Origin of the sequence: Paenibacillus sp. LBL, assembly GCF_029893715.1 — a bacterium.
GTDB classification, from domain to species: Bacteria; Bacillota; Bacilli; order Paenibacillales; family Paenibacillaceae; genus Paenibacillus_AQ; species Paenibacillus_AQ glucanolyticus.
This window is the reverse complement of the sequence record NZ_JARXYU010000010.1, coordinates 1-26,631: the sequence shown is the minus strand read 5'-3', so window position 1 is coordinate 26,631 and position 26,631 is coordinate 1. Positions and strand designations below refer to the sequence as shown.

Here is a 26,631-nt window from a genome sequence, read left to right as displayed (position 1 = left end):
CTCGCGTCGTCAGATTAACCTTCTTTCATGAATTGCTATTTGCCAAAATAATCGCTCCAGCGAGCATCCACCGTCTGCACGATATCTTCTCGCGGGGACAGCTCCTCCGGATATCCCGGTTTCATTCGTGCATCAATAACCAGCGGAAGTTTATAGGATAGATGATGATGCTGGATATCAGCTGCCGCATGAATATCCGTTGCCGGATTGAAGCGGGTGAAAACCGTCCACAGGAATGAGGTTTGTGTGGCCGCTGCCGCTTCGGCATCATCAACCACAATCACCAACGGCCATGCGGTATCCCGTGCTTTTAAATACCCCATCACTTGCTGGGTCAGTCCGGGATCGTCCTCATAGGATGCCCCCGAAACGACCAGACAACCCCCACAGTATGGAGCCATTTGAGATATGCCCGGAATTTCACCTTCGGTATAACTGCGCGGCAGCTCACGAATTGGCCGACCGATACCCATGAGCACGGCCTTACTGCCATGATTGAGCTTATTCCCCGTATAATCCAGGGTATCATGGGACGTTTTATTAAATATAAACAAATCTGATGCCGGATTAAACCGTTCCAATACCGCTTCCAATGTTTCACGAAAATCGGACAGATCGAGCGGACGGTTGGTCAGGAGCAGCATTTTGGTTAGTGACAACTGCCCTTCGCCCAAAATTCGGAATGCGGACACAAGCGCCTCACGGGAATAGCTCTCCCGTACGACAGCTGCGGTTAAGGCATGGAAGCCGGTTTCCGCATAAGTCCACAAGGAGCGTACCGATGGCATAACCATCGGGAATGCCGGGGAGAGTAGCCGTTGGAGGAATTCACCCAGGTAATAGTCCTCCTGCCGCGGTTTACCGACGATAGTAGCCGGATATATCGCCTCCTTGCGATGCCACATATGCTTCACATGCAGGACCGGGAAATCATGGGCAAGGGAATAATAACCGTAGTGGTCCCCAAAAGGGCCTTCCAGACGGCGTTCATGCGGTGGCACCACACCGCTAATCGCAAATTCCGCCTCTGCCGGAATGCGATGTCCTCCCAGCGGGTTGTCGGTCATTGGCAGTTTCCCGCCAAGAATGAGGGAGGCCAGGAGCAATTCCGGCAAATGCTCCGGAACCGGTGCAATCGCAGAGGCAATCAGAGCTGGGGGTCCCCCTACAAATACTGAGACCGGAAGCGCCTGATTCTGCTGCTCTGCTTCAGCATAATGGAAACCGCCACCTTTATGGATCTGCCAGTGTATACCCGCCTTGTTGTCATCGTAAATCTGAAGCCGGTACATGCCCAGATTATGATCCTTCGGTTTGGATGGGCTCTCCGTGTATACAAGCGGCAGTGTAACAAAAGGTCCGCCGTCATCCTGCCAGCTGGTCAGCCGCGGCAGATCCTTCAGCGGATTCTCCGTCACTTTTATTGCCATCACAGGCGCTTCATGCTGCGGAACTGATTTCATGCCTACCTTTAAAATGTCCTTAAGCAGCCCCCGTTCATTCCACAGCGCTGAAAAGGTTGGTGGAAGCAATGTCTCCGCAGCACCGATCAGCGATTTCATCATTTGCTCGGGCCGGGGCCCAAAGGCCATATCGACTCTGCGCGGCGTGCCGAACAAATTCGTAGCCACAGGGAAGGGCGTGCCTTTCACATTAGTGAAGAGCAAGGCCGGCCCTCCCTCATCAATCACGCGCCGATGAATCTCGGCCAGCTCCAAATACGGATCTACCGGGGTATCAATGACAGCAAGATCATTCTCCTTGCGTAGCGTTTCGAGCCACTGGCGAAGATTATGAACGATCAACGACTCCCCTCCTTCCTATAAGCAAAGCCTATACAACAAAGCCCTCGAACTGCATTGCTGGCCCGGGGACTTTGCGTACATCTATGTTATTAAAAATTTCGATCTGATCAGGCTCAGGCATGAGCCTTTACTACTTACACAATCTTCGAATACCTTGGTCCCGCTGCAATTTCGCTTCAAGCGGCTTGCTTAGCTGCCATGCTCTCACGCTTAAATAACAAAGTACGCCGAACAGCGCCGAGATCAGCAGTGTATGCCCCAATGCGGAGAATACATAAACCTCCTCATTATGGATCGTTGCCATGATGAGGGCACCGCTGAACACCTGCAGCAGACAGAGCACGGCTGCCGAAATCCCCAGCATCTGTATCTCCCTATTGTTCCGGTTACGCCAATAAGCAAAGTGCCCCATAACAGCCACCACAATCAGCAGCAGAAGGGCTGCGACGCGGTGCATAAAGGCAATCCCCACGCCACCGGTCAGCTCGGGTATTACTTCTCCGTTACACAGCGGCCATCCCGAACAGCCTTCCCGCGAATCGGTATGGCTGACGAATGCACCGATATAAACAACGACGTAGCTGTACAACGTGGTTCCCCACACCAAATTACGGAACCCTTTGGTTACCCGCGGCAGCCGCTCCCGATCAACGGATTCCTTGGCCTGTTCTACCCGCCGCATGCCCAGAGCCAGCATAACCGAGCTGGCAAACGCAATCAGCGAGAATCCAAAATGCAGCGCCATGATGGCTGCCGACTGGGGCTTGACCACGGCAAAGGCTCCCATAATAGCCTGTACCACAACAAACACCGAGGTGCCAATGACGTAAGCCATCAGATCCCGCCGGTCCCGCTTATATCTCCAGAACGCGATAAGCGAGGTCAGAGCTGCCAAACCCGCCATTCCGCTAACTGCCCGGTGCGAGTATTCGATCATGGAGGAAACCGTGTAAGCGGGAACAAATTTCCCGTTGCATAGCGGCCACTCCTGGCCACAACCGAGTCCCGAGCCCGTCTTCGTTACAACCATGCCTCCAAAAGTCGCACAGAACATAACGATGCATGTTATGTAACTCAACCATTTTAATTGTTTATCATTCACTCATCTCACCTGCTGCTCGTAATCATTAACTATCTGGAACCTTTACAGGATCGCATCGAACACAGTCCACATTCCATTATACCTGATTCTGGAGCTACGGTCACTTGAGCGATTGTGACAAAATGTTCAAAAATGAGAAAATCATTCTTGGACACGCTTGGCTCTTCAACCCAAACCCTTTGATATGTAAAATAGCACCGCCGCCCGATATAGCTATGAGGCGGCGGTGCTATTATCCATGCTTTACTTGTGAATCGTATCGTATACATCCACAGCGCGCTGCAGGAAGTCTTCAATCTCTTCTCGCGATTTGCGAAGTTTGTTAACATAGCGAACCAGCTCGCGTCCGTCTGTATAAGCAACAAAACTTGGGATTCCCAAAATATTTTGCTGCTGACTCACGTCACCGACAGCATCGACGTCAACTTCTACCAGAGTCAGTTGATTCGAGAATTTAGTCTCTACCTCCGGCATGAACGGATCGATAAACTTGCAATCGCCGCACCAGTCTGCTTTAAATACGGCAACGGTCAGTCGCGGAGACTGGATTGCAACCTGAAATTCTGCTTCTGAAGTGATTTTTTCCATTGATTATCTCCCCTTTACGTCGAATTCCTTCACCCTTAGTGAATCAAAATGTTGAGTGGAAGTCAAATTTTAGAGGCATACTGACATTACCATGTTGAAACCCTGGAATTTCATCAGAAAGTGCAGGTGACAACTGCAATGCACTCGCACGGAACCAGAGATAATAAAAAGGGGGGAAAGGATGTGTGGGCCTGGACAGCCGCCATTCCGCATGCCCTTGCAGAATCTTGGTCCGGTACGCTCGCCTCATGGCAAATTTCCTTAAAACTCACAACCAACAAGCATGAATTACGATGGGATTACGCAGCAGTAAGAACCATCCGTAGGAAACTTAAGGATATCCTCTCCTCCCATCCCTATCTTCAACCGCCCGGTTCACTGATGTCCTCTACAGAAGGATACAGCAGCATTCGAAGTCATAATCAACTTCATAACCTAACCCAGGAAGAGCAAGAGCTGATTCTTCTCATTCAGGAGGCTGCAGCGAATGCGAATCGGAGCAATGTGACCCGTACACAAGCGTATTATGACTGCTATAAGTCATATCCTGAGCTGCACTGGGCTTTGCTGGCCCATATGGTATCACGAAATGCCGGGTGGAATATGAGTGATCTGAAGGGTGGATTAATGTCCGATCTCACGGATTCACAGTTCAAGAACCATCTGTACCGGTTCCTCGAGCGCTGCAATGCTCTGATCTTTCAGGATGCCTATCCACAGCTGCTTCTCTATATCCACAGTCGGAAAAAAGGAGCTCCTTTATTCCATTTGCTCCCTCACTTCCATATTTCGGCCTTCATGACTCCGTTTTGGGAGCAGTTCTGGCTGGACCGTGGGAGTTCGCTGCTCACGGTTGCCCTGATCATTAACGAGCAAAACTATATTGAAGGACGTGTGGCAAGGCACCCTTTTTACCTGGAGCATGTTCTGGAGCAACCCTTCTTTCGGATCCATGAGCTGGCGAGACTGAATCAGATTGTATTTCCACTTGGACAAGTCAGCGGGCCCGAGGCGGACACGATGGCTTCCCAAGAGCCGCCTGACTCAACTAGGCCTTTAGCCGGAATGACGCTCCTCAAGTTTGCTGATCTGAGCATTCGGATCAAGGCGGGCAGAACGTTATACGCTTTGTTGTTTGGTTATGAGGAAATATTCCACTCCGTGCTGGCATTCGCGCAGTCGACCAAGCATCGGGGATCGCGGGCCGAATATTGGCCTGCATTGTTTACCCCGACCCTTGAGTCCGCTATGAATAATACTCACGAGAGTCGCAACCTGATCCAGTCTGAGTGGCTGCCGGAGGGAGGGCGTCTATACAGCCCCCATATTGAGGAGATCTGGCAGGATGAATCCCCGGAACCCATTCCCCGGTACGATTGGTATCAAGGCCGCGTGATGCTCCGTCACATTCGCAAGCCAATACGCCCACTGCTGCCGGATATGACCCACGCCCATCGCGCGGCGCTTGAGAAGACCTCCATCGTGCATGACGTATCGGAGCGAATCCATTCCCATGAAAACAGGAAGAGACCATCCCGATGAGGTTGGGATGGTCTCCATTCTATTGTGTGCTGCTGCTCTCTTAAACTCTGGGTTATCCCCGATCCCGCATCCGCGAAGGCTGCAGTCTCATCAGCGGACGGAACACCTTCTGCAACGGGCGCGGGTAACTGCTGAGCTCGGATTGACGCAGTACGCCAAACACCACCAGCAGCACCAGATATACAATAACAACAACTACGCCCACCATAAGGCAAGTCAGCAGGAATGCCAGTCGTGCCGGCATGACGTCAACCAATTGAATACCGGCCTGATTCAGGCCATAGCCGATTCCGCCGGCTGCAATGACGGTCAATCCAAAGCCTGTCCAGCGTTTGCCCAGGATGGAGAAAGAAACAATCGCTTTAATGGATCGCAGATTGAGCATCGTGATCACCAGGAAACATAGAGCCGTGCTTGCAATGATGCCATAAATGCCAAACAACGGTGCAAGCAGGAAGCTCGCGGCCAGTTTGACCACAATGCCGATCATAACGTGAACCATTGATAGCTTGGCCTTGCCGATACCGAGCAGAATCGAGTTCGTGGTCATCATCGTAATCTGAAAAATGGTGCCAAACGTCAGAAAGCCAATAATCCCGCTTCCCCCGAGGGAACTGAACAGCAAGCCGTTAATGGAATACGCGGCAACGCAAAGTGCGATAACAACCGGCATTCCCGTCAATATAGCAACACGCATAGCAAGCGTCACTTGTCGTTCCAAATGCTCCTGATCCTTTCGGGCAAAGGCTGCAGAGATGATCGGAATGAGCGAGGTGCTCAGCGCAATCGCTAAGATCGGCGGAATTCCTGCCACGCTCTGTGCCCGGTTTCCTAACACCGCAAGTACTGCTGTTGCTTGCTCGGGACCAATCTGTCCCATAAGCAGCGGCTTAACAATGGAACCATCAATGAAATTGACGGCTGGAACTGCCAGCGACGATAAGACAATCGGAATGGACAGGGTAAAGATATCCCTGTATATTCCCCCGAGCGGAATGGAACGGTCGGCTGCCGGTAGCTTGAGTTCCCGGTCACTTCGGCGAAGTTTTACCGTGAAGTACAGCATCACCGCAAATGCCCCGATGCTGCCGAGTACGCCACCAAAGGAAGCGCCTGCCGCAATCCAGGTATCGTCATAACCCAGACGCAGAAGCACATATGCCAGACCAATAGCAGTTAAAACCCTTGCAATCTGTTCGATGATCTGAGAGATGCCGCCTGCCGTCATATTGTTGCGCCCCTGGAAATACCCCCGCATCATCGCGATGGCCGGGAACAGCAGCAGGGCAGGAGCCAATGCTTGTATCGCAGCTGCGGATTCCGGCACCTTAGCTATATTGGTTGCATAGAAGGGTGCTCCAAAATACAGCAGGAGCGTCATGATGACGCCGGCCGCTCCGGCAAAGATAAGCGCTGCATGATAGACGCGCTGTGCCTCGGCAGGCTTATTCAGTGCATGCCGCTCCGAGACCATTTTGCTTAGCGTGCTGGGAATTCCTGCCGTAGCTACGGTTAACAGCATTAAATATACGTTATTAGCAATCGTAAACGAGGCATCCCCTATATCATTTAACATATGCTCAAGCGGCACCCGCTGCGCAAGCCCAAGTACACGGGCCACCAGCGCAGCAACGGCCAGGATGATTGTGCCTTTAATAAATGATTCTTTCTTTGACAAAACCGTACCCTTCTTTCTCCTCCAAAACGCCTCTCACAGCGATCCAAACGTCTATTAGAAAATCCAGATGAAGAAAATAATAATCATCGCCAGCTGTAAAACGATCTTGACCACAATGCTGCTGAACAATCCGATGACCGAGCCGAACCCCACCTTCGCGGATTTGCTTGGTCCTGACCCCGCGAACATTTCACCCAGAAATGCGCCGAGGAACGGACCGATGATCAATCCGAAAGCAGGGATTACAAAGGGACCGACGATGAGTCCAATCGTACTGCCCCATATAGAGGCTTTGGATCCGCCCAGCTTCTTGACTCCCCATGCGTTAACCGCATAATCGGCGACAAACAGCACAACCAGAATGATCGTCTGGATGATCCAGAACCATGAATTGTAATGCTCGAATGTAAAAAACCAGCCGTAAACGAACAGCGCCAGGTAAATGGCGACAACCCCCGGCAAAATAGGGTAAATTGCTCCGGCCATACCAATGATAAACAGAGCGATTACGATTATCCAGCCCAATACGTCCATCTACATCTCACCCTTCGATCAAAATATGATCCCTGATGACCTCCACGATGCCGTCCTCATTATTGCTTGAAACCACAAGGTCTGCCTCATCCTTAACGGTCTGCTGGGCATTGCCCATAGCCACGCCAAGGCCCGCCTCCTGAATCACGGCCAGATCGTTCAGGCTGTCCCCTACCGCTACAACCTGGGACATGCTGATGCCGAGCAATTCGCATACCTGCCCGATTCCCGTCGCTTTATTGACGCCCTGCGGATTGATCTCCAGGTTTATGGGAGAGGAGTTCGTGATCTCCAATCCGCCCATGTCCTGCAGCCGCATCAGAATCTGGTGGCGCACCTCATGATCCTTCGTAGTATAACCGAATTTCAGCCATTCCTGATTCGCAATATCATCTGTCCAGTTCTCAGAGTTATATAATCTATCTACTGAATACGCCCAGAACCAGGATCCGGTTTCAATAGCCAGCGCATGCATTTGTTCCACCAGCTTGCTGTCCAGCAGCGCGCGGCGATACAGTTCATATGGCGCACGCCACACTTCACCGCCATTCACTGTCACCATCGGTGTCGTCAATTCAAGCTGTTTGGCATAAGGATAAGCCTCCGCAAACGGCCGACCTGTTGAGAGACAGACATGGATGCCTTGACGGACGGCTTCCTTGATCCACTTCACCGTTTCCTCCGACACCTCATGATCATCCTGAAGCAGTGTTCCATCCATATCCAATGCTAACAAACGATATTTATAATTCATGGTATTAATTAACCCCCTTATCCATCACAAGCAAACATAACGACATTTTACCACAAAAGAGGGTGCGCCAAAACATTCCCCCGTATCGACGGCATAAAAGAAACGGCAGCCAACCCATTCGGGCTGTTGGCTGCCGTTTTGCCGTTACCTTTTACTCCGTTTCGCCGTCCTGGTTCTCATCATTATTGGTTTTAGGATGAGGCGTACCGTCCAGACCGTATATTTCATCATATGCATCAAATATTTTACGGGCCACCGGCGCCGCACTTTGGGAACCAAAGCCGGCCTCCGGGATTACGACGGCAACGGCCAGTTTAGGGTTCTGCCGCGGTGCAAATGCGATGAATACCCCGTTCTCTACCCTAATCCGGCTTCCGTTTTTATATATATCCTGCTCCGATGTTCCTGTTTTCCGGGCAAAATCATATTTGAAGTCTTCAAAAGCCCGAAGCCCTTGGGTGTTCATCCCTGCAATAACTTCATTCCAATACTGCTGCGGAAATTCCACTTTATCCAGTACCTCGCGTTTGAATTCCTTGACCACATTGCCATCTTGATCCTCGATCTTGCTCGCAAGCTGTGGCCGAATGCGCTCGCCCTGATTGGCAAGCGTGCTGGTATATTGCGCCAGTTGAAGGGTCGTATATTTACCCGACTGGCCAAATGAAGCGTAAGCCATGGCAGCCAAATAACTTCCCGCCTGCTCAATGTTGGTATACTCGATAATTCCTTTATGCTCCTTCGGCAGACCGGATTCAGTGGATACACCCAGACCGAACTTCTTCATGTATTTATCCCATATTCCAACGGATTCGGAGCCATATTTGTTATATAGCTTTTCCCCAATCCAATCAACCATAAAGGCGTTGGAGGAATGCTCAATCGCTTTTCTTGCGTTGAGGGACCCGTAGGATTTACCACCGGAATTTTGAACCCTTGAGTTATCTTTACCAAAGAATGCAGCACCAGAATCATAGTAGTAGTCGTTGGGCCCGAATAATTTCTCGTTCAAACCAATCAACACACTCAGTGGTTTTATCGTAGAGCCGAGCAGCACAGTCGATTCCAGATTGTTGCCGGAGCGCCCAGAGCTGTACGGAGAGATGGTTCCGTTCCCGTAATACTTCATGACCGTCTCCCAATCTTCGGTCCCGAACTCCCACACATTCGGATCATAATCAGGCATGCTGGCCATGGCCACGATGTTGCCGGTATCCACTTCCATGGCCACTGCATAACCCGTTTGTGCATTCGGGTGCGTTTTGCCGGAAACCGGGTTGGCATGAAGCCATTTCAGCTGATCCATGATCGCCTGCTGGGTAACCTTCTGGATATCCTTATGAATGGTGGTATGAATGTTGTACCCCTTCTCCGGAGCGATCATTGTTGGGACCCCGTCCGCCATGTTCTGCGGATTAATCGGAATGCCGATATATCCGTTCTTGCCGCGCAGCTCATCCTGGAACATCATTTCCAGGCCATCAACACCAACCTTTTCCTGCTCGGTGTAGATGAGTCCCGGATCTTTTTGCTTCTTGTTCTGCTCATCAATCTCTTTATATTTCTCCAGTGTCTTAATTCCGCGGAACTCTTTCAAATAACCGATGGTCTGAACGGCGATTCTATCCTGATTGTATTGTCGCTGACTTTCTTCAACGACCTCCAACCCAGGATACTCGTTCTTGTGCTCCATGAAATAAGCCACTTCTTTGGTTGAAAGCTCGGACTTGATGCGTCTCGGCTCATAACCCGGCTGCTTATTGAACTCCAGGTCCATCGCTTTGATCACGTCGTCCACCGTCAGCTTCTCTGCCTTCGGGTCCCCATGCTGATCGAATATCTTAACCATTTCCTCAGCCAACTTCTCAATTTCCGGACGGTTCTTCTTCCCTCTCTCAGAGGAACTGTAATCCTTTAACAGCGTTAAATACAGTGCTTGGGAGGGTGTCGAGTAAGCGAGCGGCGTTCCGGAAGCGTCGATGATGCTCCCCCGGATGGGTTGCAGCGGGAAATTCTTAACCTGCCCGCCGGTTTCGAGCTCTTTCAGCTCAGGCCCTTCGACAAACTGCAGTATCGCAAGACGTATAATAATGACACAGAATATGATAAATGTGCTGAAAAAGAACAGATTGACCCGCAAATTAAACTGACTGCCGGCATCCCCTTCTTCTTGTTTGCGTTTATCCGGCCTAAACCCTTTCACGTATGCTTCTCCCCTTTACCCACAATCACATAAACCCATCTTAACATAAACGCCCCCCCACTTCACGCGGAGGGCCGACCTCAAGAGAAGGGCAGACTTCCCTTGTGAAAGTCCGCCCCTGTCCATCATCAAAACACTTGCTCTTTAATATGAGTCTCATTGAAGCGCGGCGGGTTAAACCAGTTGCCGCTCTGTGCCCAGGTTGGGTCCAGCGGAATCCACCGCTTTTCTTCACTCAAATAAACCTCATTCCAGGCATGGGGGCCATAACCGCCTTGTCCATTGTAGCCCCTGCCGGTCACCACCCTGACTTCGAGGTCCTGTGACCGTGCCATCATGGCATATAGCCGGGCATAGTCGATACATACGCCTAACCTTGTATCATACGTATCCTGGGGCGTCTGCTCTTTCCATATCCGCTGCTCTTCGTACAATGTTACCTTGTCATGATCATACGAGATGCGGCTGCCAACCCAATCATAAAGCTTTCGAGCCTTCTCTTCGTCGGTGGCTGCCCCCTTCACGACATGGGCGGCTGTCTGTTCGATTCCCTCGGGAATCTTATGGTCGATCACCTCATACTTGCGCTGTATGATTCCATTCAGTTCATCCTGAACGGATTGGGTGAATACGGGCAGCTTTTCCTTGACAAGCGAACCAGATAGCGGCTCAATGACAGCTTGTGCACCCTGCTGATATACGGGTGAAGCTTCAACATACCGGCTAAAGCCGTGGTCCGGATTCAGGCTGACATAGATGAACAAAATCGCGATCACGATAATGCTCCGCGCAGCACCCATGATGGCTCCGATACCCGCACCTGCAAGCCGGCTGGGCAGCGATGCCCGGGTTTCTTTTCTCGATCCGAAGACTCCCATCCTGCTTCCCATGATCAGGGAAACAAGCAGCCGAAGCATAAATACAATCAGCGCATAACTGAGCATAAACAGCACGGCGAACCTCAGCAGCGGAAAATCCGCCAGCGATTTTAGAGCCGTATAATAAATCTGCTCCCAGAATTGCAGTTCACGATTCGGCAGCGTTGAGGCAGCACCCAACCAGTCCCCTGCCTTGGGTGATAACCACAATGTAAACGGAACGGAAATTGCAAGACCAACCAAACGCAGCACCGCATCCCCCAGAAAAAAAACAAGCTTCCCGGCTGAGCGGGAGGCTCCACGATTCCACCCCTGCCATAATGAAAAAGCCACAATCAGCAGCAGCAAGATAGTAATTCCGTTTCCATCGAGCACGCTATCCTTCCATGCCGACATCATACGGTATCCCCTCCTCTCCCTAAGATGTCTTGTCTACCGATGTAAGAGGGCAGGCTTGCTGGCAATAAGATAAACTTGCCCACGCTGCCTTACATCCGCATCCGATTATGGTAGTATTCTTTATTTAGTGGCTGTATTGGACTTGGCATCGTTGATAAAACTCCGGATCGTATCATTGATATCCCACTTTCCTACCGAAACCCCGCGGAAAGTGACCTCAACCTTTTCTGAACCAGCACTGCCCTTTAGCTCCAGGTTGGGAGCTTTAATCGAGTAGGTGCCGTCCCCATTCGATGTATATTTGGCTTCCTTCGCTTCCTTCATCATCATATTCATCGCTTCCGCTTTTATCGTATCCACCGTCTCTTCCTTCACCGTGGACACCACTTCCCCAATCTTATCCAAGGAAATTCCGCTGTACACCAGCAATCCCCCAATGATAAGGACCGCAAGTACCCACTTGATTACGGTTCTTAACACATTCAGTACAATAAACAAGATAATTAAGGCAATCGCAATGACCAGCCAGTTTTGTTTAAGAAATTCAATCCAGACCTGTGTATCCAATTTATTTCACTCCCGTCCATACTTTCAGGCGGCGTATTTTTTGCCGTCTTATTAATTATACATGATACCCCGCAAAGCTGTCAGCCAACCGGGTCTTTTCACAAAAAGGTATAAGCTTGCCCCTTCGAACGTACAAGTAGTAATATCGAACTCTTGCCGGATAGGAGGGTGCCATATTGAAAACCGCTTTATGGCTCTATATGTTTTTGTTTCTGGCGTTTTTTGATTTGCATGCTCAGTATCCCGTGCTGACACCTTTTGCGATTTCCCTTGGTGCAGCTCCCACGTTTATCGGGTGGATGATGGGAATTTATGCTTTGACGCATCTGCCTGGAAATTTGATTGCAGGTAATCTAATCGACCGACACGGCAGCAGACGCTACATTATTTTCAGTTTAACCGCGGCTGGAGTTATCCTGCTACTCCAAGCTCATGTCCAATTGCCTTGGCAGCTGCTCGCGCTTCGCTCGATCAGCGGCTTTGTACTGGCTTTTTTATCACCAGCCTGCCTGGCGCTGTTAGCTTCTCTCTCCCGTGATCCGGTTACGCAAGGCAAATACATGTCCGGTCATGGCGTCGTACACACCCTTGCCTCTGTTTTGTCACCGGCAGCAGGAGCTTTTATTGTCGCTAACGCCGGTTTTTCCGGTACATTTCAGAGTTTGGGCTGGCTCTTGATCTTTACCGGGTTTATGGCATTCTTCAGTCTACCCAAGCGGTTATCAGCCACGGCCGCCAATAAAGAAAATGCTTTGACTTCCAAGGAAGAGAAGCCGGCACGGCTTCCGTTTAGCTTGCGCCTTTATTTAATTCCGTTTGCTATCGCCTGCTCTCAAGGCATACTGTTCTTCGAAATTCCGCTTCGCGAAAGCGGGAAGGCAAGCATAATGTCTACGGGGATTTTATTCTCCGTCATTAGCCTTGGGGCTCTGGTCACGTTAAGCATGCTGTTCCTGAACCGTTATGCGCCTCATGTCAGGGTCGCTTTGGGCGTGCTGGGACTGGCGATCTGCTTTTACGCTCTGGCTGCAGCAGACCATGTGCCGATTATGGTTATCCTGTTTTCCCTGGGTCTTGCCAAAGGCCTGCTGTTCCCGGCGTTATCCTCCCTGTTTATTGAACTAAGCGGAGGAGGCAGACTCGGCAAAGTATTCTCTTTGCAATCCATTGCGATGTCGCTGGGGTCCTTTGTCGGACCGATTGCAGCTGGACAGTTCCGGACGATAGTGTCTCCTTATTTTATCGCATTCCTCATGCTGATGACAGTCCTGCTCATGCTTCCGAAACGCAATCGTGAAGCACCATCAACGGTCATCTCACCGTTATAGTCTGAAATGACTAATGAACCTGTACCCTGTTATGATGAAGCGCCCAAAAAGTGGCGGATAGGCCAACACACAATCCGTATGGGTAAAACCACATAAGATACAGTGTGGCAAATGACCACGGACATCTAACCAAGGGGTGAAGTAACATGAGTCATGTTCATCATCATAAGCACTGTCATGGAGGCCATGGAAATTCTGTAGGCATGGTACTTGTATTGTATATTCTGCTTGTCATCATTTTGAGCTGCTTCTACTAGAATACATGGATTAGCTTAAACGGCCTTCCACTCGGATGGCCGTTTATTTCGTTTGCTTTGCATGATCAACAAAAAACAAGTTACACTATACATACATCATTCGACGTCGAATCAACATTTCCCGGGGAATGCTGCCAAGGATCTCCGTATCATGACAGAGGTGAAAAAAGATGCCGATATTCCTCATTGTAGAGGGCAAGAACGATCGCAGCCGAATCCGCAGATTGCTGACATCAGATATAACCATCCTGTGTACATTCGGAACATTAAACACCGCCAAGCTTGAGAGCCTGCATAAACAGGTGAAAGACCAGGAGGTTTATCTGTTTATGGATAATGACAGCTCCGGCAAGAAAATTCGCGGGGCCCTGCGAGATGTCTTCCCAGATGCCGGGCAAATCTATACACGCCGGGGGTATGCCGGTGTTGAAGGAACCCCGGATGAATACTTGATTGCCCAGTTGGAGAAAGCCGGGCTGGAAGAATTCATTATTTATCCGCCACCTGATGAATTCTGATTTACCCTGGGTAAGAACGCCTGATTTGGTCCAAAGCCTTTTATGAGCCAGTTGAAGAATATAAAAAAGACGCCCTCCATCTTTAACGATGAAGCGCGTCTTTTGGTTTTACCACTATGTTATTCCTTAACTAAGGTCTTAATGTCCTTCACAATATCCTCGGTCTTCACTTGCGCCGGATCCGCTGCGTTATAGGTCTTCCGAATATTGTTATTCCGGTCAACCAGCGCGATGGAGTTGCCATGAGTGAAATTGGTCGAGTTATTGCCAAGCAGCGGAATCTTGAAGGATTCCTGCATCAGCTTCCGCGTTTCCTCCTGATCACCTCGAAGGAAGTACCAGCCGCTATAATCGGCATAGAATCGGTCCCCGAATGCCTTAATCTTCTCTTTCGTATCGGTTTCCGGATCAAAGGAGATGGACACAAAGTTAACTTCTTTTCCAAACAAACCTTCTTTTTTCAAGTCTTCTTGTATCTGTGAAAGGACCAGTGTTGTAATCGGACATACATCCGGACAGCTGGTGAAATAGAAGTACATCAGTTTCACCTTGCCTTTGGTATCTTCTGAAGTGATGGTCTTCCCATCCACATTTTCCATGGAATAGGCGGCAACCTCACGAACAATCGGAAATTTTTCTTTTCCGAAGCCGAGCGAATTGTAAACCAGATAAACAGCTGCAACTACACAGACAGCAAGCAATACCCAAGTCCATTTATACCGTTTGAATGCACTCATGACCTTCCTCGTTCTCCCTTCGTCTCAAACAAACCAGTTCCTAATCAGGTGATATACTGCCTATAGCAACTCCACCTTATTAAAAAGTGGTGTTAAGTATGAGAACGATCAGGCTCAAGGTCAAATAGTTAATGGAGATAATAAATACTTTTTTGGACCAGGCTTCGTCGTCCTTGGCACGGAAACCCTGCAGTGCGGCGTAAAGCCACCAAATAGCCAGAAAGAGTCCGATAACCAGAAAAAATATACCTGCATACCCATACGCGTACATCAGAATCGGTATTGGAATGAGAAGCACCAAATAAGGAATCATCTGTATCTTCGTGCGCGGGATTCCTTTTACAACTGGCAGTAGAGGGAAGCCCGCTGCCCGATATTCCTCGACCCGACGAATGCCCAGCGCCCAGAAATGGGGCGGTTGCCATAGGAATAACAGCGCGAACAGCAGAACTGCTGCCATATCTACGCTTCCTGTCACTGCCACATAACCGATCACCGGAGGCATTGCTCCAGAAATCGCGCCTACCGAGGTGCTCCATGTCGAAGAGCGCTTTAGCCACAGTGTATAGACAACCACATAAACAAACATGCCGATAGCTCCGAATATACCTGCCAGTACACCGGAGAACGAGAATAGTATAGCTAGTCCGACCACCCCAAGAATGACGGCATACCAAAGAACAACCTTTGGCGTCAGCCGTCCGGTTGGAAGAGAGCGGTTCCGGGTCCGTTCCATCTTCATGTCGAGTTCACGGTCAAAATAGTTATTGAATACACAGGACGAAGCCATGACAAGCACGGTTCCGAGAAGTGTCATAATCATCAATCCAAATTGGATATCCCAACGCGATGCTAGCCAAAATCCGGCAAAAGCCGCTATCAAATTTGACCGGATGATTCCGGGTTTCGTCACCGTGATAAAATCTTTCCAAGTCCCCGCCTTATCGGGAGGTGCAGGCGCTGCCGAGGCCAGTGCCGCGGATTCTGAAGGAGCCTGGTATCTCAAGTGATTATCCACGTGTAAACGTTCCTCCTTGTATCTGTCGTTATGGAGGAAGTACTGCCTCCGCTATAAAGTTTATCATATCATTAGTAAAAAGTGTTTAGCAATCCTTCGGAATTCGTTCCATCTATATGACAATTCAGTGACATTTGGAAGCGATATAATCTTGACGTTATACCGTTGTTTAAGGCACAATTTGTCTATGTATTAGAATGCGTGTCGAGCCTCTGAAATGAATACAAAGCCCGGAGCGCAAATATTGCGCTCCGGGCTTCCCACTCACGTTATGAGAAAGATATTACAGCGTGCGGCCAGATCCAGAAAGAGCCTGTTCAGCTTGCTGTACCAAACGTTTTGTAATGTATCCGCCCAGGGATCCTGTTTCACGGGAAGTATAGTTACCATAGTAACCGTCCTGAGGAATCGTTACGCCTAGTTCTTGAGCAGCCTCGAGTTTCAAACGTTGTAATGCTGCTGTTGCTTGAGGTACCACCAAATTGTTGCTGCTGCGTGCCATATTAAATATCTCCCTTCACTGAATGTCTGTAATTCCAGTGCAAGCTTGCAAACTTATTATGGCTCCTTCTTGCAGCGTTATACGTATTTTTTAAATTTTTTATCTTTGGAGGTTTTTTCATATGAGTAAAGGCTTATCTCTTTGGTTTGCGGTATCTTCCATCGTTCTACTGGCGGCTGCAGCCATCTCCATCAGCTATAACGGATTTCTTGCTGTCGGTCTAGGGATCCTATCCATTTTCAACATCGGCTGGGGCTTCATTATCAAAGCGAAACGCAGACCTTCTTAAACAGATTGGACAGCGTTATCTCGGAGCCAGGAAGCCCATTTTGTCTTTCACGCCATCCAGCACCTGAGTCGCAGTTCTTTGTGCCTGCTCCGCTCCCTTGGCTAGAATGTCATGAATTTCACCGGTTTGGCGAATTTCGTAGTATCTGTTTTGTAGTGGCTCCAGAGCAGACACCACCACTTCGCCAAGCTCCTTCTTAAACGCCCCGTACATCTTTCCTTCAAAGCGTGCTTGCACTTCCTGCAAAGACACTCCGGCACATTCGGAGTAAATGCTCATGAGATTGCTGACTTCCGGTTTGGCTGATGGATCATACACCACTTCTGTTCCGGAATCGGTTGTGGCACGGCTTATTTTTTTGCGAATTTGGTCCGGCGTATCCAGCATCGCGATATAACTTCCCTCTACCGGATTGCTCTTGCTCATTTTCTTAGATGCATCATCAAGCGACATAATCCGAGCGCCTACTTCAGGGATGAAAGGCTCCGGTACATTGAAATACTCACCGAACCGGTGATTAAACCGCGCAGCCAAATCACGCGTAATCTCAAGATGCTGTTTCTGGTCATCCCCCACCGGTACCAGATTGGCATTGTAGAGCAAAATATCTGCAGCCATAAGCGCTGGATAGACGAATAGCCCGGCTCCTACGGAATCCTTGCCTTCTGATTTGTCCTTGAACTGCGTCATCCGTTCCAATTCACCCATGTTGACGAGGGTTGTCATGATCCATCCCAGCTCAGCGTGCTGCGGCACATGGGATTGCAAAAAGATATTCGCACGATTTGGATCAATTCCGGCAGCAACGTATAGTGCGGCAACCGATTCAGAACGTTCTCTAAGCGAGCTCGGCTCCTGAGGAACGGTAATGGCATGCAGATCGACCACCATAAAATAACAATCATGTGCTTCCTGCAGTTTAACAAAATTTTTGATGGCGCCAATATAGTTCCCCAGTGTCAGGTTACCGCTTGGCTGAATGCCCGATAATACAGTTTTCATGATTAGCCCTCCAATTTATCTCGAAAAATTCTTTCAATCCCGAATCTGCCCCGATATACGAAGCATGCCTACGTGCCTATATGAACGCAAAAAAGGCCACACATCCGCAAGGGACGTGTGACCGTGGTGCCACCCTTATTCGCTGCAACAGCATATCAAAAAATCGATGCAGCCTTAGATTCTTGTAACGGAGAATACCCGGCCGGCATATTAAGGAATAACAGCATTCTCCCGTTCAGCTCGGCACTCGAAGGTCCATTCAGCAAAGCGGATCCACCGGTTCACATCAACCACCGGCTTTCTGAAGGATAGACCGCACTGCTTACTTGTCCTTGTCATCGTGTTTCCATCATTATGGTTCACTATTACATGCAATGATAAAACTCTTGCTCTGCCTTGTCAATTCCAATTTGGAATCAGGTTGTCTTGGGTTTTGAAGCTTTTCTTTTACCCTTTCCACAAAAATCTGTTATGATGTGTTTAATCGTCCAGACCATGATTTCTGTTAGTAAAGGAGCATCGATATGAATCAAGTGACCAAAGGCCAGTGGAATGGTTACGACACCTATATTTTAAACAGCGGCCGTCTTGAAGTGACTCTCCTTCCTCGTCTAGGTAACAACGTCATTGGGATCAAAGACATCGAGAACACACGCGAAATTCTCCGAAGACCAGATGAAAGCGAGCTTGCATTCTATCTGCAGAAGCCTTACCACTTCGGCATCCCGATGCTCATTCCGCCAGGTCGAATTTCCAAGGGCCATTTCGAATATGGCGGAACAACGTATCAATTTGATCAAAATACCGCGAACGACAATCATATCCACGGACTCCACCGTTCACAGGCTTGGTGTGTCAGCGACATTGAGGAAGAAGATGACGGTTGTGCCGTTTCGACAGAGTTCATCTCATCGGATGATCCAAAGTGGATTGCTCAATTTCCTGTACCGCTGAAGCTGGAGATGACCTTCCGCCTTCAAGGTACCCGCCTGTCGCAGAGTCTTCGTGTAACCAATCTCGGTTCTAGCCCTGTACCATTCGGCATGGGCTATCATACGTGGTTCCTGTTGGATGGCGAACCGCATCGCTGGACGCTTGATCTGCCTGTAGAAGGTATTTATACCTTGGACAACGAACTGATCCCAACCGGTGATCTCTCGCCGCTTGGCGATCTGGAACTACTGAATACAGGACTCAATATGAAGGATGCCGATCTGGATACGATCCTGAGAATTCCTGAAGGCAAGCCGGCAGAGGCATTGCTTAAACGGGATGACGGCTATCAAATCCATTATTCGGCTGATCGTGATTTTTTCAAGCACTGGGTGCTCTATACCAAGGGCGTCGCAGAGGAATTCCTCTGTATCGAACCCTATACCTGGCTTCCTAACGCTCCCAATCTGAATCTCCCGGACGACGAAACCGGACTGATTCATTTGGAACCGGGACAGACCGTCAATCTGAATACCAAGATCAGCATCCAGAGAACTTCACCGGAAACGCATCAAGATTAGTTCACTCTATCCCTGCTGGATGACCAGCATCTATACTTAACTTATCCAAACCAGAGTTGACCTTTGAAACCAGGGTGCTGCTCTGGTTTGTTCTATATAAACGACGATTTTTATGAATCGGCTAATTTTACCAGTGATCAATCTTCCTCCAGAACGAATGAGACCCCTAGCATTCAGGTCATAATATCCTCATACAACATCAAAGGAGGTGACATGACATGGCTCAAGGTCGTTCTTCTAACAATCTTGTCGTACCTCAAGCAACTGCAGCTCTTCAACAATTGAAGATGGAAGCTGCACAAGAACTGGGTGTAACGATTCCACAAGACGGTTACTATGGAAACTATACTTCCCGTGAAACCGGTTCATTGGGAGGTTACATTACTAAACGTCTGGTTCAATTGGCTGAGCAGCAATTATCGGGTCGTTCGAACCTGTAATTCGCATCTCTTCCCTCCAGCCACAAATAGAAAGAGGCGATCTTCTCCCCAAAGATCGCCTCTTTCGTTATATGTTTTATATGATAAATGATTTCAGGATTCCGAAGCAGCTTCGGCATATGTATTACGAGGGTACCGAATCATTAGATTGGCCATGTTATAGTTCGATTCAAGAATAGCATCTACCACGACAATTCCTTGCCGTACCATAAATTCATAACTAATTTCGCCATGTGTCCAATGGCGTTTATGCTTCAAACTCTCAAGCGCCATCGTACGAAAAGAGAATTGTTGAGCTTCACTAAGCCCCTCTTCACAAGGAGCAATGACCCCGTTTCGCCCAGCCAATGGATTATGCCGTATGCCAAATTTACCAATTACATTGTTTCGTATTTGTACAAATACTGTCCCTGAACTTAGACCTCCCAACTCTTCTTCCAGCTCTTTAAAAACAATGTCCAATTGTCTAGCCAGTGATAATTGATCTAGTTTTACCATCTCTTCTCCCCTCCTTTATTAGTAAATCTTCCCTATTATTAGGGCTTGTGACTCATTATAGGATAAAGAAATCAATGTATCAACAATATTCAACACAATTGGGTATTTATTACTAAAATTGCACAAATATTTTAGATTTCCACTCCTTTTTTGCGTCAACTTTCTTTCTTTTACGACAAAAAAAGAAGCTCGCTGGGAGCTTCTCTATTTTGACGGGATAAACATGAATATGGATAGAGATATCCATTTCAGGAACGGCCTTTTTATCTGTTTTTCCGATGATAATCAACAAATTATACCAAAGTTTCAGTCATTTGCAAGAATTGTCTGATATCGGATATGCAAGAATCCGCCGCACTTTGCCAGAAATCACGCTGAGTCAAATCCACATCCAGATGCTTTTTAGCCAAATCCTCAACGGACATGACACCTGTATCCTGAAGAAGCGCGTCATATTTATCAGCAAAGGTCGGACCTTCTTCCAATGCCCGTACATATAAGCCTGTGCTGAACATATAACCGAAGGTGTATGGGAAATTATAGAATGGTGTACCCGTGATATAGAAATGAAGCTTGGATGCCCAGAAATGAGGATGGTAGGATGTCAGAGCATCGCAGTAGGCTTCCTTCTGTGCCTCAACCATCAATTCTGAAATCTCCTCGCTGCTGAGCAGTCCGCTCTTCCGTTTGTCATAGAAGCGGGTTTCAAACAGGAACCGTGCATGAATATTCATAAAGAAAGCTACGCTGTTCTGAATTTTCTCTTCCAGCAGAGCCAGCTTCTCTTCTTCGCTGCCGGCACCCTTCACCATTGCATCAAAAACAATCATCTCGGCAAATGTAGAGGCCGTCTCAGCAACGTTCATTGCATACTTCTGGTTGAGAACCGGAATTCCGCCCATCAGATGCTGGTGGTAAGCATGACCGAGTTCATGAGCCAGCGTCGAAACATTCGAGGCGGTTCCGCCAAATGTCATGAATATGCGCGTCTGGCTGCTTGCCGGAAAGGATGTACAGAAACCGCCGGGTCTTTTCCCTGGACGATCCTCGACCTCAATCCAGCTCTTGTCGAAGGCCATTTGCGAGAAGTCTGCCAGCCTTGGACTAAATTTGCGGAACTGCTCGACAATGTTGACGGCAGCATCATCGTAGGAGATTTTGGCAGCCGAAGTACGAAGCGGTGCATCCACATCCGTCCACGACAAGCCTTCCAAGCCCAACAGCTTCGCTTTACGGTTTAAATACTCCACCAGTACCGACTTGGTGTCCTGAATGACGGCCCACATGGCATCCAGAGTCTCACGGCTCATTCGGCCAATGGCGAGCGGCTCTTTCAGTACATCGTCCCAGCCGCGGTTCTCATACAGCTTCAGGCGGTAGCCCGATAGATGGTTAAGGGTATCCGCGCAGTAATCGGCAGAATCTCCCCAAGCCTGCTCCCATTTTTCAAACATGGATTGGCGTACTTCTCTGCGAGGATCATGCATTCTATTGAATGCCTGTCCTGCAGACAGCATGACGGTCTTGCCATCTTCCTCATATGGAATCTGGATTTTCTTCACGATGGTATCATAGAATTCTCCCCAACCGTGATAACCGTCAACGCCGAGGGACAGAGCCAGGCTTTCAAGCTCAGGGCTCATTTTATCCTTGGCAAGGTTGCGGGCTTCGTTCAATACAAAGTCCAGCTGAGACACTTTATCTGTACCTGTCCAAGCGGTCCAAAGCTCATCGTTCATGCCGCGGAGCACATTATCGAATTGGTTCTTAACCGATTGCAGGGTTGCGGACAAGGAAGTTACCCGGCCGGTCAATTGAACCGCCTTTTTGTCATTCACATTCTGTGCGGTCAAACAGCTCACAAATGCGGAGACTTCACGGATACGGGCATAGGCGCTTTGAAACTGCTCTAGGAAACGCTCAAGGCTCGCCGCACGCTCGACGGTTTCCGGAACGGACAGTGCCTGTACATCCTGTTGGAGCTGATGTACATCCTGCTCAAGGGTCTCAAGAAAGCTCACGAGCTGTGGAGAGGAAGACCCTCCAGGAAATATCGAATCTAAATCCCATGTTTGTTGAAGTGCCATCGAACATTCATCACCTTTCGAATCATAATATGAATCCATGCAGTAATACCATTTGTGCGAGCATAGGGAAAAGTGTATAACTATATATAAATCAAATTACTGCTATAACTAAAAGGAGCTGGAAGCCATGAGACCTTTACAAATATCACCGGAGACGGCGGTTACACTGTCCAAGCAGCTGGGCGTTCCGCTGGAACAGCTGATGCATATGCCACAGCATATATTGATGCAGAAAATTGCCGAGCTTGCCAAAAATGATGAAGGGCCATCCTCGAAAAAGGACGATGAGCCTCACTCATCGGAGAACTCATGATCCCTTTTTCTAATACGTGGCCTTACGATGTCGTTGGAAACGACGTTTATGTACACAGCTGCCCTTTCTGTGGAACTGACAATGTATTACTGCCAATGAAGCCCAAAGAATTAGTGAGTGTTAGAGAGGGGAAAAAGAAGCTGCTGATTTTCCCCTGCTGCCATAATAAAGTAACCGTACTGGACAGCGACATCGACTACTTGCTCACGGATCAGCGACTTCGCTGACTTCGCTTAGTACGAGTAAGAATGAGCATTCTTATCAGCCTGCTGGCATTTCATTCGGCGGGCTGTTTGCATTTTGCATTCATTAAGATTCCGCCTTTGCAGCGTTCTTCTGTTCCCGTATCTGCTCCGAGATCAGCTTCCACTGCTCTCTGGAAGCCCGGATCATGGCAGCATCCATAATCTTCTCGTCCTGGACCACTCGGGAGAACCATTGAACCGCCTCCTGGAATTGTCCCAGCCTGCGGTGGATCTCTCCAATCAGGAATAGAAGACGGGCATCGTTTGCTCCTACTCCTTCGTGTTCAAACACCCGGATATAGGATTCAAGACTGTATTTCAAGAAGCGGTTCTCCTGGTCCTGATTGCCTTGATACCGATACAGCCAAGCAATATGATGCAGCAGGCTGGCCACAATCCGATCCCGCTCCCCGATCACTTGCGCACAGAGGAGAGCCAGCTTATACGCTTCCAGGGCATCCTCCAGACTGCGTGGACCGCCCATATCCCTCTTGTCCCATCGGCATCCAACCTGCTCGTAGAACAGCGTCTTCTGCCGCTCATTCAATTTCACAGTCGAATTCTCCGTTGAGGCAAATCCGCATTCAGGACAGACACGCACCACGTAGAAATCAGGATTCTCCGATTTATAATAAGCGCAGAAGTCCGTATCTGTTCGGAATGCCTTTTTGAAGCTTGGTCTTACTCTAGATGTTAAATATTCTTGCTCACAGTGCGCACAAACTACCTTGATGGAATACAAGGGTTCTAACTTCACGCCATTCGCCATCCCTTCATTCGCGTCTAATTCCAGTCCACTTCTAGTTCCAAGGCACTAAGGTGTATTGACGAAATGGTGAGCGGGACCGGAAAGACGCTGTAGCACAAAATCACGCAGATCATCCTCCACGCCGATTTCGATCAAGGCTCCTGTCATACAGCCAAGCCATTCTTCAGCGTGGCGGTCCGTAATCGGAAATTTCATATGTCTGGCCCGCATCATGGGATGACCGAAGGCTTCGGAGAATAGGGCAGGCCCTCCAAAGAACTGACTCAGGAACATATATTGTTTGTCCATCACCGGCATGATGTCCTCCGGAAACAAGGGCGAGAGCAATTCATTTTGCTGAACTCTCGGATAAAAAGCTTCGACGAGCGAACGTACACCCTCGGCACCCCCGAGGTTATCATAGATGCTTAAGTTCGGATTCATATCCGCTAATTCTCCCATCTGTTTATGATTCGCTTTCGATTGGATATACCTTTTTATTATAGCAAAAACAACAAAAAAAGGCGCTAAGCAATGGTTAGCACCTTTTAGAAACTTATTAATAACTGCGCCAGTCTTCTTCACTCTGGACGAGAGAAGCACGTATTACATAAACGAAGGCGCATACTAGGATACCTGCGACTATGCTCATGATCATCACTCCATCCAAACATAATACGAAAGATGTGCTTTGATGTTTTTTATTATAGCACAATATCCTCGAAAATAAAGCACATTTGTAACCGCTTTCTCATGTTTTTTTATACTGTTTGTCCTATATCCTGCATAGATTTTAAATTAATGGACCTATATTTCAGTAGTTCACATCGATGCCAGGGGGCGTATTCATTATATGACCATGAAAAAAATGGGCTGGTTCATGCTTGTAACGGCACTCCTCAGCGTAATTATCCTGATGGCTGTATTTCCCGATGCCGCTCTTCAATCCGCTCTTCGGGGCCTGGCGATATGGTGGGACGTTCTCTTTCCGTCCCTGTTCCCGTTCTTTGTCATTTCAGAGGTGCTGCTTGGGTTTGGTGTGGTGCACCTGATTGGCACCCTTCTGGACCCTATGATGAGGCCCCTGTTTCGTATTCCGGGAGCAGGGGGATTCGTTGCCGCAATGGGATATGTATCAGGTTACCCGATCGGTGCCAAATTAACCGCCAAACTGTGGGAACAAAAAATGGTAAGTCGAGAGGAAGGCGAACGGCTCGTGGCCTTTACCACTTCCTCTGATCCTATATTTTTAATCGGAGCAGTCTCCATCGGCTTTTTTCACGATCCTAAAATCGGTATCATTCTTGCAATAGCCCATTATGGCGGTGGATTCCTTGTCGGACTGCTAATGAGGTTTCATGGCAAACATGACGCTAAAAGCTCATCTGAATCGCCGCTTCACCTGTCTCAGGTTAAGACAAGCCGGGTTAAAGCCGCGATTCGTGCGATGCATGCTGCGAGGAAGCAGGATGGCCGGGACTTGGGGACCTTGCTGAGACAAGCGATACAATCATCGCTCCAGCTTAATATCGTGGTTGGCGGGCTCGTGGTATTCTTCTCCGTCTTTCTCGAGCTTTGGACCCGTGCCGGCGTTATCCCGGCGCTTACCGAGGCTATCGGTTTGATGCTGTCCCTGGTTGGCATGCCCGAGTCCCTCTCCACTGCCATCGTAGGAGGGATTTTTGAAGTAACACTCGGAGCGCGTTACGCCGGGGAAGCGGGTGCCGCCATTCCGTTGGCGTATAAAGCGGCTGCAGCGGCCTTCATCTTGTCTTGGGGCGGCTTGTCCGTTCATGCACAGATTATCAGCATCCTGAACTCTACGAACCTCAGGTATTTCCCGTTTGTCATCGCAAGACTCGTTCATGGCCTGATTGCCGCGACAGCAGTCATGCTGTTGTGGAAGAGCGTGATGGGATCTTCCATTCCGACCATGGCCCTGCCGGCTGTTTCGAATTCCGTTCTAAACGGGTATACCCATATTATGGCGGCTTTTTGCATGCTGCTTGGTTTCCTCATAACATTTACGTTGTTGATCCAGTTCATAAAAGGACTGCAGCAGAAATTCCGCAAATTCCCAAGGTGAACATTGTGTTCTTCTTCAAGATTGATTATCATCTTTATATAACCTTTACAAAGGAGCTTATCAACTTGAGATATTATGTTCTGGACCGCGGTGACCCATTGTCTGTAGAGCTGACCCAGCAGTTTCACAAGCTGGCGGAACAGCGGGGGTTTGTGCTGGATGCAGAATCTCCGGAGATTGTGGTCTCCATCGGTGGAGACGGTACGATGCTGCACGCCTTTCATACTTTTATTGACCGGATTCCTGACCTCGCTTTTGTTGGTGTCCACACGGGACACTTGGGATTCTATGCAGACTGGAAGGCGGATGAACTGACGGAGCTAATTGATCATATGAGCGGAGAAGGCGAACACAGCGGCATGAAGCCGCGTCTCGTCAAGTATCCCCTGGTTCAGCTGGAAATCCATAAGAAATCAGGGACGTCCTCTTACATTGCCTTAAACGAATTTACGCTTAAGGGCGTTGACGGCACTGTCGTCGCTCAGATTGACATCAACGACGTAACCTTTGAGATGTTCAGGGGAGATGGCATTTGCGTGTCCACGCCGTCCGGCAGCACGGCCTATAACAAGAGTGTCGGCGGCGCCATGGTACACCCCTCCATCGATGCCCTTCAGATCGCGGAGATCGCCTCGATTAACAATCGGATATTCCGTACGCTGGGCTCACCGCTCCTCCTGCCCAAGCATCATCATTGTGATATATTCTCGCGTAAAGAGCAGCGTCTGCTGCTGACCATCGATCATGTCAACATCTCGATTGATGATCTCGTTTCCGTGCGCTGTCAAGTGGCGGAGCAGCAGGTCAGCTTTGCCCGTTATCGGCCGTTCCCGTTCTGGAATCGTGTGAGGGATGCATTTCTTGGCTGATTGAACTAAAAAAAGATCGGTCATCTGTTTAACAGAGGGACTGACCCCATAGCGTGAGACAAATTAAAACACCTTCAAGAGAATGCAACCATGTCGTAAGATATGGAGACAACCTTGGAGGTGTTTTTGC

At 49.0% G+C, this 26,631-nt stretch carries 27 protein-coding genes and 1 other annotated feature; of the genes, 10 read left to right on the top strand and 17 right to left on the bottom strand.

Features of this window, described 5'->3' with window-relative positions:
- Nucleotides 1–35: 35 nt before the first annotated feature.
- The 3 genes from M2277_RS19870 to M2277_RS19860 form a co-directional block, all read right to left on the bottom strand.
- Nucleotides 36–1,805: a UbiD family decarboxylase gene (locus M2277_RS19870; protein WP_280755419.1), complete on the bottom strand. Its 1,770-nt coding sequence runs from the start codon at nt 1,803–1,805 to the stop codon at nt 36–38.
- 130 nt (nt 1,806–1,935) lie between these two features.
- Nucleotides 1,936–2,907 (bottom strand): COX15/CtaA family protein, encoded by a 972-nt coding sequence (locus M2277_RS19865; protein WP_280755418.1) that lies wholly within the window; start codon nt 2,905–2,907, stop codon nt 1,936–1,938.
- A gap of 243 nt (nt 2,908–3,150) precedes the next feature.
- Nucleotides 3,151–3,495, bottom strand: coding sequence for a thioredoxin family protein (locus M2277_RS19860; protein ID WP_063477746.1), 345 nt, complete (start codon nt 3,493–3,495; stop codon nt 3,151–3,153).
- Nucleotides 3,496–3,678: 183 nt separating this feature from the next.
- Here M2277_RS19860 and M2277_RS19855 point away from each other — a divergent pair, with 183 nt between their 5' ends.
- Complete coding sequence (locus tag M2277_RS19855) at nt 3,679–5,037, top strand: DUF2515 family protein (protein ID WP_280755417.1); 1,359 nt, start codon at nt 3,679–3,681, stop codon at nt 5,035–5,037.
- Nucleotides 5,038–5,089: 52 nt separating this feature from the next.
- Here M2277_RS19855 and M2277_RS19850 read toward each other — a convergent pair whose 3' ends face one another.
- The 6 genes from M2277_RS19850 to M2277_RS19825 all read right to left on the bottom strand — a co-directional run bounded on the left by M2277_RS19850 (nt 5,090) and on the right by M2277_RS19825 (nt 12,050).
- Complete coding sequence (locus M2277_RS19850) at nt 5,090–6,715, bottom strand: putative polysaccharide biosynthesis protein (protein WP_280755416.1); 1,626 nt, start codon at nt 6,713–6,715, stop codon at nt 5,090–5,092.
- A gap of 54 nt (nt 6,716–6,769) precedes the next feature.
- Complete coding sequence (locus tag M2277_RS19845; RefSeq protein ID WP_280755415.1) at nt 6,770–7,249, bottom strand: DUF456 domain-containing protein; 480 nt, start codon at nt 7,247–7,249, stop codon at nt 6,770–6,772.
- A gap of 7 nt (nt 7,250–7,256) precedes the next feature.
- The gene (locus M2277_RS19840; RefSeq protein WP_280755414.1) at nt 7,257–8,003 is read right to left on the bottom strand and encodes a Cof-type HAD-IIB family hydrolase; all 747 of its coding nucleotides are present in this window, start codon (nt 8,001–8,003) and stop codon (nt 7,257–7,259) included.
- 151 nt (nt 8,004–8,154) lie between these two features.
- Nucleotides 8,155–10,206, bottom strand: coding sequence for a peptidoglycan D,D-transpeptidase FtsI family protein (locus M2277_RS19835; protein WP_280755413.1), 2,052 nt, complete (start codon nt 10,204–10,206; stop codon nt 8,155–8,157).
- 128 nt (nt 10,207–10,334) lie between these two features.
- On the bottom strand, nt 10,335–11,483 hold the full coding sequence (locus M2277_RS19830; protein WP_280755412.1) for a transglutaminase domain-containing protein: 1,149 nt from the start codon (nt 11,481–11,483) through the stop codon (nt 10,335–10,337).
- A 120-nt stretch (nt 11,484–11,603) separates the two neighbouring features.
- Nucleotides 11,604–12,050 carry a hypothetical protein gene (locus M2277_RS19825; protein WP_006212624.1) on the bottom strand — a complete coding sequence of 149 codons (447 nt, stop codon included), beginning with the start codon at nt 12,048–12,050 and terminating at the stop codon, nt 11,604–11,606.
- Nucleotides 12,051–12,226: 176 nt separating this feature from the next.
- Between M2277_RS19825 and M2277_RS19820 the strand changes: the two genes are divergently transcribed.
- Nucleotides 12,227–13,378 (top strand): MFS transporter, encoded by a 1,152-nt coding sequence (locus tag M2277_RS19820; RefSeq protein ID WP_280755411.1) that lies wholly within the window; start codon nt 12,227–12,229, stop codon nt 13,376–13,378.
- A 427-nt stretch (nt 13,379–13,805) separates the two neighbouring features.
- Complete coding sequence (locus tag M2277_RS19815; protein ID WP_036644739.1) at nt 13,806–14,153, top strand: toprim domain-containing protein; 348 nt, start codon at nt 13,806–13,808, stop codon at nt 14,151–14,153.
- 119 nt (nt 14,154–14,272) lie between these two features.
- On the opposite strand, the gene M2277_RS19810 is transcribed toward M2277_RS19815, so the two are convergent.
- The 3 genes from M2277_RS19810 to M2277_RS19800 all read right to left on the bottom strand — a co-directional run bounded on the left by M2277_RS19810 (nt 14,273) and on the right by M2277_RS19800 (nt 16,410).
- Complete coding sequence (locus tag M2277_RS19810; RefSeq protein ID WP_006212627.1) at nt 14,273–14,890, bottom strand: SCO family protein; 618 nt, start codon at nt 14,888–14,890, stop codon at nt 14,273–14,275.
- 79 nt (nt 14,891–14,969) lie between these two features.
- Nucleotides 14,970–15,908 carry a heme o synthase gene (cyoE, locus tag M2277_RS19805; protein WP_006212628.1) on the bottom strand — a complete coding sequence of 313 codons (939 nt, stop codon included), beginning with the start codon at nt 15,906–15,908 and terminating at the stop codon, nt 14,970–14,972.
- A gap of 283 nt (nt 15,909–16,191) precedes the next feature.
- On the bottom strand, nt 16,192–16,410 hold the full coding sequence (locus tag M2277_RS19800) for an alpha/beta-type small acid-soluble spore protein (RefSeq protein WP_006212629.1): 219 nt from the start codon (nt 16,408–16,410) through the stop codon (nt 16,192–16,194).
- Nucleotides 16,411–16,531: 121 nt separating this feature from the next.
- Here M2277_RS19800 and M2277_RS19795 point away from each other — a divergent pair, with 121 nt between their 5' ends.
- Nucleotides 16,532–16,699, top strand: coding sequence for a hypothetical protein (locus M2277_RS19795; protein ID WP_006212630.1), 168 nt, complete (start codon nt 16,532–16,534; stop codon nt 16,697–16,699).
- A gap of 15 nt (nt 16,700–16,714) precedes the next feature.
- On the opposite strand, the gene trpS is transcribed toward M2277_RS19795, so the two are convergent.
- On the bottom strand, nt 16,715–17,701 hold the full coding sequence (gene trpS, locus M2277_RS19790; protein WP_006212631.1) for a tryptophan--tRNA ligase: 987 nt from the start codon (nt 17,699–17,701) through the stop codon (nt 16,715–16,717).
- Between the two features lie 106 nt (nt 17,702–17,807).
- Nucleotides 17,808–18,049, bottom strand: a binding site (T-box leader).
- 176 nt (nt 18,050–18,225) lie between these two features.
- Here trpS and M2277_RS19785 point away from each other — a divergent pair.
- Together M2277_RS19785 and M2277_RS19780 are read left to right on the top strand one after the other, a co-directional pair.
- Nucleotides 18,226–19,215 carry an aldose 1-epimerase gene (locus tag M2277_RS19785; protein WP_006212632.1) on the top strand — a complete coding sequence of 330 codons (990 nt, stop codon included), beginning with the start codon at nt 18,226–18,228 and terminating at the stop codon, nt 19,213–19,215.
- Between the two features lie 218 nt (nt 19,216–19,433).
- Entirely contained in the window at nt 19,434–19,655 is a 222-nt protein-coding gene (locus tag M2277_RS19780) for an alpha/beta-type small acid-soluble spore protein (protein ID WP_006212633.1), read from the top strand.
- A gap of 93 nt (nt 19,656–19,748) precedes the next feature.
- Here M2277_RS19780 and M2277_RS19775 read toward each other — a convergent pair whose 3' ends face one another.
- Both M2277_RS19775 and M2277_RS19770 read right to left on the bottom strand, forming a co-directional pair.
- Nucleotides 19,749–20,153, bottom strand: coding sequence for a hypothetical protein (locus M2277_RS19775; protein ID WP_006212634.1), 405 nt, complete (start codon nt 20,151–20,153; stop codon nt 19,749–19,751).
- Between the two features lie 293 nt (nt 20,154–20,446).
- Nucleotides 20,447–22,240 carry a M3 family oligoendopeptidase gene (locus tag M2277_RS19770; protein ID WP_280755410.1) on the bottom strand — a complete coding sequence of 598 codons (1,794 nt, stop codon included), beginning with the start codon at nt 22,238–22,240 and terminating at the stop codon, nt 20,447–20,449.
- Nucleotides 22,241–22,367: 127 nt separating this feature from the next.
- On the opposite strand from M2277_RS19770, the gene M2277_RS19765 reads away from it, so the two are divergent.
- Nucleotides 22,368–22,553 (top strand): YycC family protein, encoded by a 186-nt coding sequence (locus tag M2277_RS19765; RefSeq protein WP_006212637.1) that lies wholly within the window; start codon nt 22,368–22,370, stop codon nt 22,551–22,553.
- Nucleotides 22,550–22,780 (top strand): hypothetical protein, encoded by a 231-nt coding sequence (locus M2277_RS19760; protein ID WP_009591425.1) that lies wholly within the window; start codon nt 22,550–22,552, stop codon nt 22,778–22,780. Before M2277_RS19765 ends, M2277_RS19760 begins: the two co-directional genes overlap by 4 nt.
- Before the next feature lie 82 nt (nt 22,781–22,862).
- On the opposite strand, the gene M2277_RS19755 is transcribed toward M2277_RS19760, so the two are convergent.
- Nucleotides 22,863–23,567: a DUF2225 domain-containing protein gene (locus M2277_RS19755; RefSeq protein WP_152826675.1), complete on the bottom strand. Its 705-nt coding sequence runs from the start codon at nt 23,565–23,567 to the stop codon at nt 22,863–22,865.
- Between the two features lie 45 nt (nt 23,568–23,612).
- A complete protein-coding gene (locus M2277_RS19750) occupies nt 23,613–23,990 on the bottom strand; it encodes a globin domain-containing protein (protein ID WP_280755409.1) in 378 nt (125 codons plus the stop codon).
- Nucleotides 23,991–24,399: 409 nt separating this feature from the next.
- On the opposite strand from M2277_RS19750, the gene ylbJ reads away from it, so the two are divergent.
- Together ylbJ and M2277_RS19740 are read left to right on the top strand one after the other, a co-directional pair.
- The gene (ylbJ, locus tag M2277_RS19745; protein ID WP_148246480.1) at nt 24,400–25,632 is read left to right on the top strand and encodes a sporulation integral membrane protein YlbJ; all 1,233 of its coding nucleotides are present in this window, start codon (nt 24,400–24,402) and stop codon (nt 25,630–25,632) included.
- A 65-nt stretch (nt 25,633–25,697) separates the two neighbouring features.
- Nucleotides 25,698–26,501, top strand: a complete 804-nt coding sequence (locus M2277_RS19740; RefSeq protein ID WP_036644790.1) for an NAD kinase — start codon at nt 25,698–25,700, stop codon at nt 26,499–26,501.
- The last annotated feature ends 130 nt before the right edge of the window (nt 26,502–26,631 follow it).

Coding starts and splice junctions, on each gene's coding strand:
- M2277_RS19760 (WP_009591425.1), top strand. CDS start 22,550: ATGATCCCTTTTTCTAATACGTGGCCTTACGATGTCGTTGGAAACGAC.
- M2277_RS19795 (WP_006212630.1), top strand. CDS start 16,532: ATGAGTAAAGGCTTATCTCTTTGGTTTGCGGTATCTTCCATCGTTCTA.
- M2277_RS19765 (WP_006212637.1), top strand. CDS start 22,368: ATGAGACCTTTACAAATATCACCGGAGACGGCGGTTACACTGTCCAAG.
- M2277_RS19800 (WP_006212629.1), bottom strand. CDS start 16,410: ATGGCACGCAGCAGCAACAATTTGGTGGTACCTCAAGCAACAGCAGCA.
- ylbJ (WP_148246480.1), top strand. CDS start 24,400: ATGACCATGAAAAAAATGGGCTGGTTCATGCTTGTAACGGCACTCCTC.
- M2277_RS19785 (WP_006212632.1), top strand. CDS start 18,226: ATGAATCAAGTGACCAAAGGCCAGTGGAATGGTTACGACACCTATATT.
- M2277_RS19810 (WP_006212627.1), bottom strand. CDS start 14,890: ATGAGTGCATTCAAACGGTATAAATGGACTTGGGTATTGCTTGCTGTC.
- M2277_RS19770 (WP_280755410.1), bottom strand. CDS start 22,240: ATGGCACTTCAACAAACATGGGATTTAGATTCGATATTTCCTGGAGGG.
- M2277_RS19860 (WP_063477746.1), bottom strand. CDS start 3,495: ATGGAAAAAATCACTTCAGAAGCAGAATTTCAGGTTGCAATCCAGTCT.
- M2277_RS19845 (WP_280755415.1), bottom strand. CDS start 7,249: ATGGACGTATTGGGCTGGATAATCGTAATCGCTCTGTTTATCATTGGT.
- M2277_RS19780 (WP_006212633.1), top strand. CDS start 19,434: ATGGCTCAAGGTCGTTCTTCTAACAATCTTGTCGTACCTCAAGCAACT.
- trpS (WP_006212631.1), bottom strand. CDS start 17,701: ATGAAAACTGTATTATCGGGCATTCAGCCAAGCGGTAACCTGACACTG.
- M2277_RS19775 (WP_006212634.1), bottom strand. CDS start 20,153: ATGGTAAAACTAGATCAATTATCACTGGCTAGACAATTGGACATTGTT.
- M2277_RS19830 (WP_280755412.1), bottom strand. CDS start 11,483: ATGATGTCGGCATGGAAGGATAGCGTGCTCGATGGAAACGGAATTACT.
- M2277_RS19750 (WP_280755409.1), bottom strand. CDS start 23,990: ATGAATCCGAACTTAAGCATCTATGATAACCTCGGGGGTGCCGAGGGT.
- M2277_RS19815 (WP_036644739.1), top strand. CDS start 13,806: ATGCCGATATTCCTCATTGTAGAGGGCAAGAACGATCGCAGCCGAATC.
- M2277_RS19755 (WP_152826675.1), bottom strand. CDS start 23,567: ATGGCGAATGGCGTGAAGTTAGAACCCTTGTATTCCATCAAGGTAGTT.
- M2277_RS19840 (WP_280755414.1), bottom strand. CDS start 8,003: ATGAATTATAAATATCGTTTGTTAGCATTGGATATGGATGGAACACTG.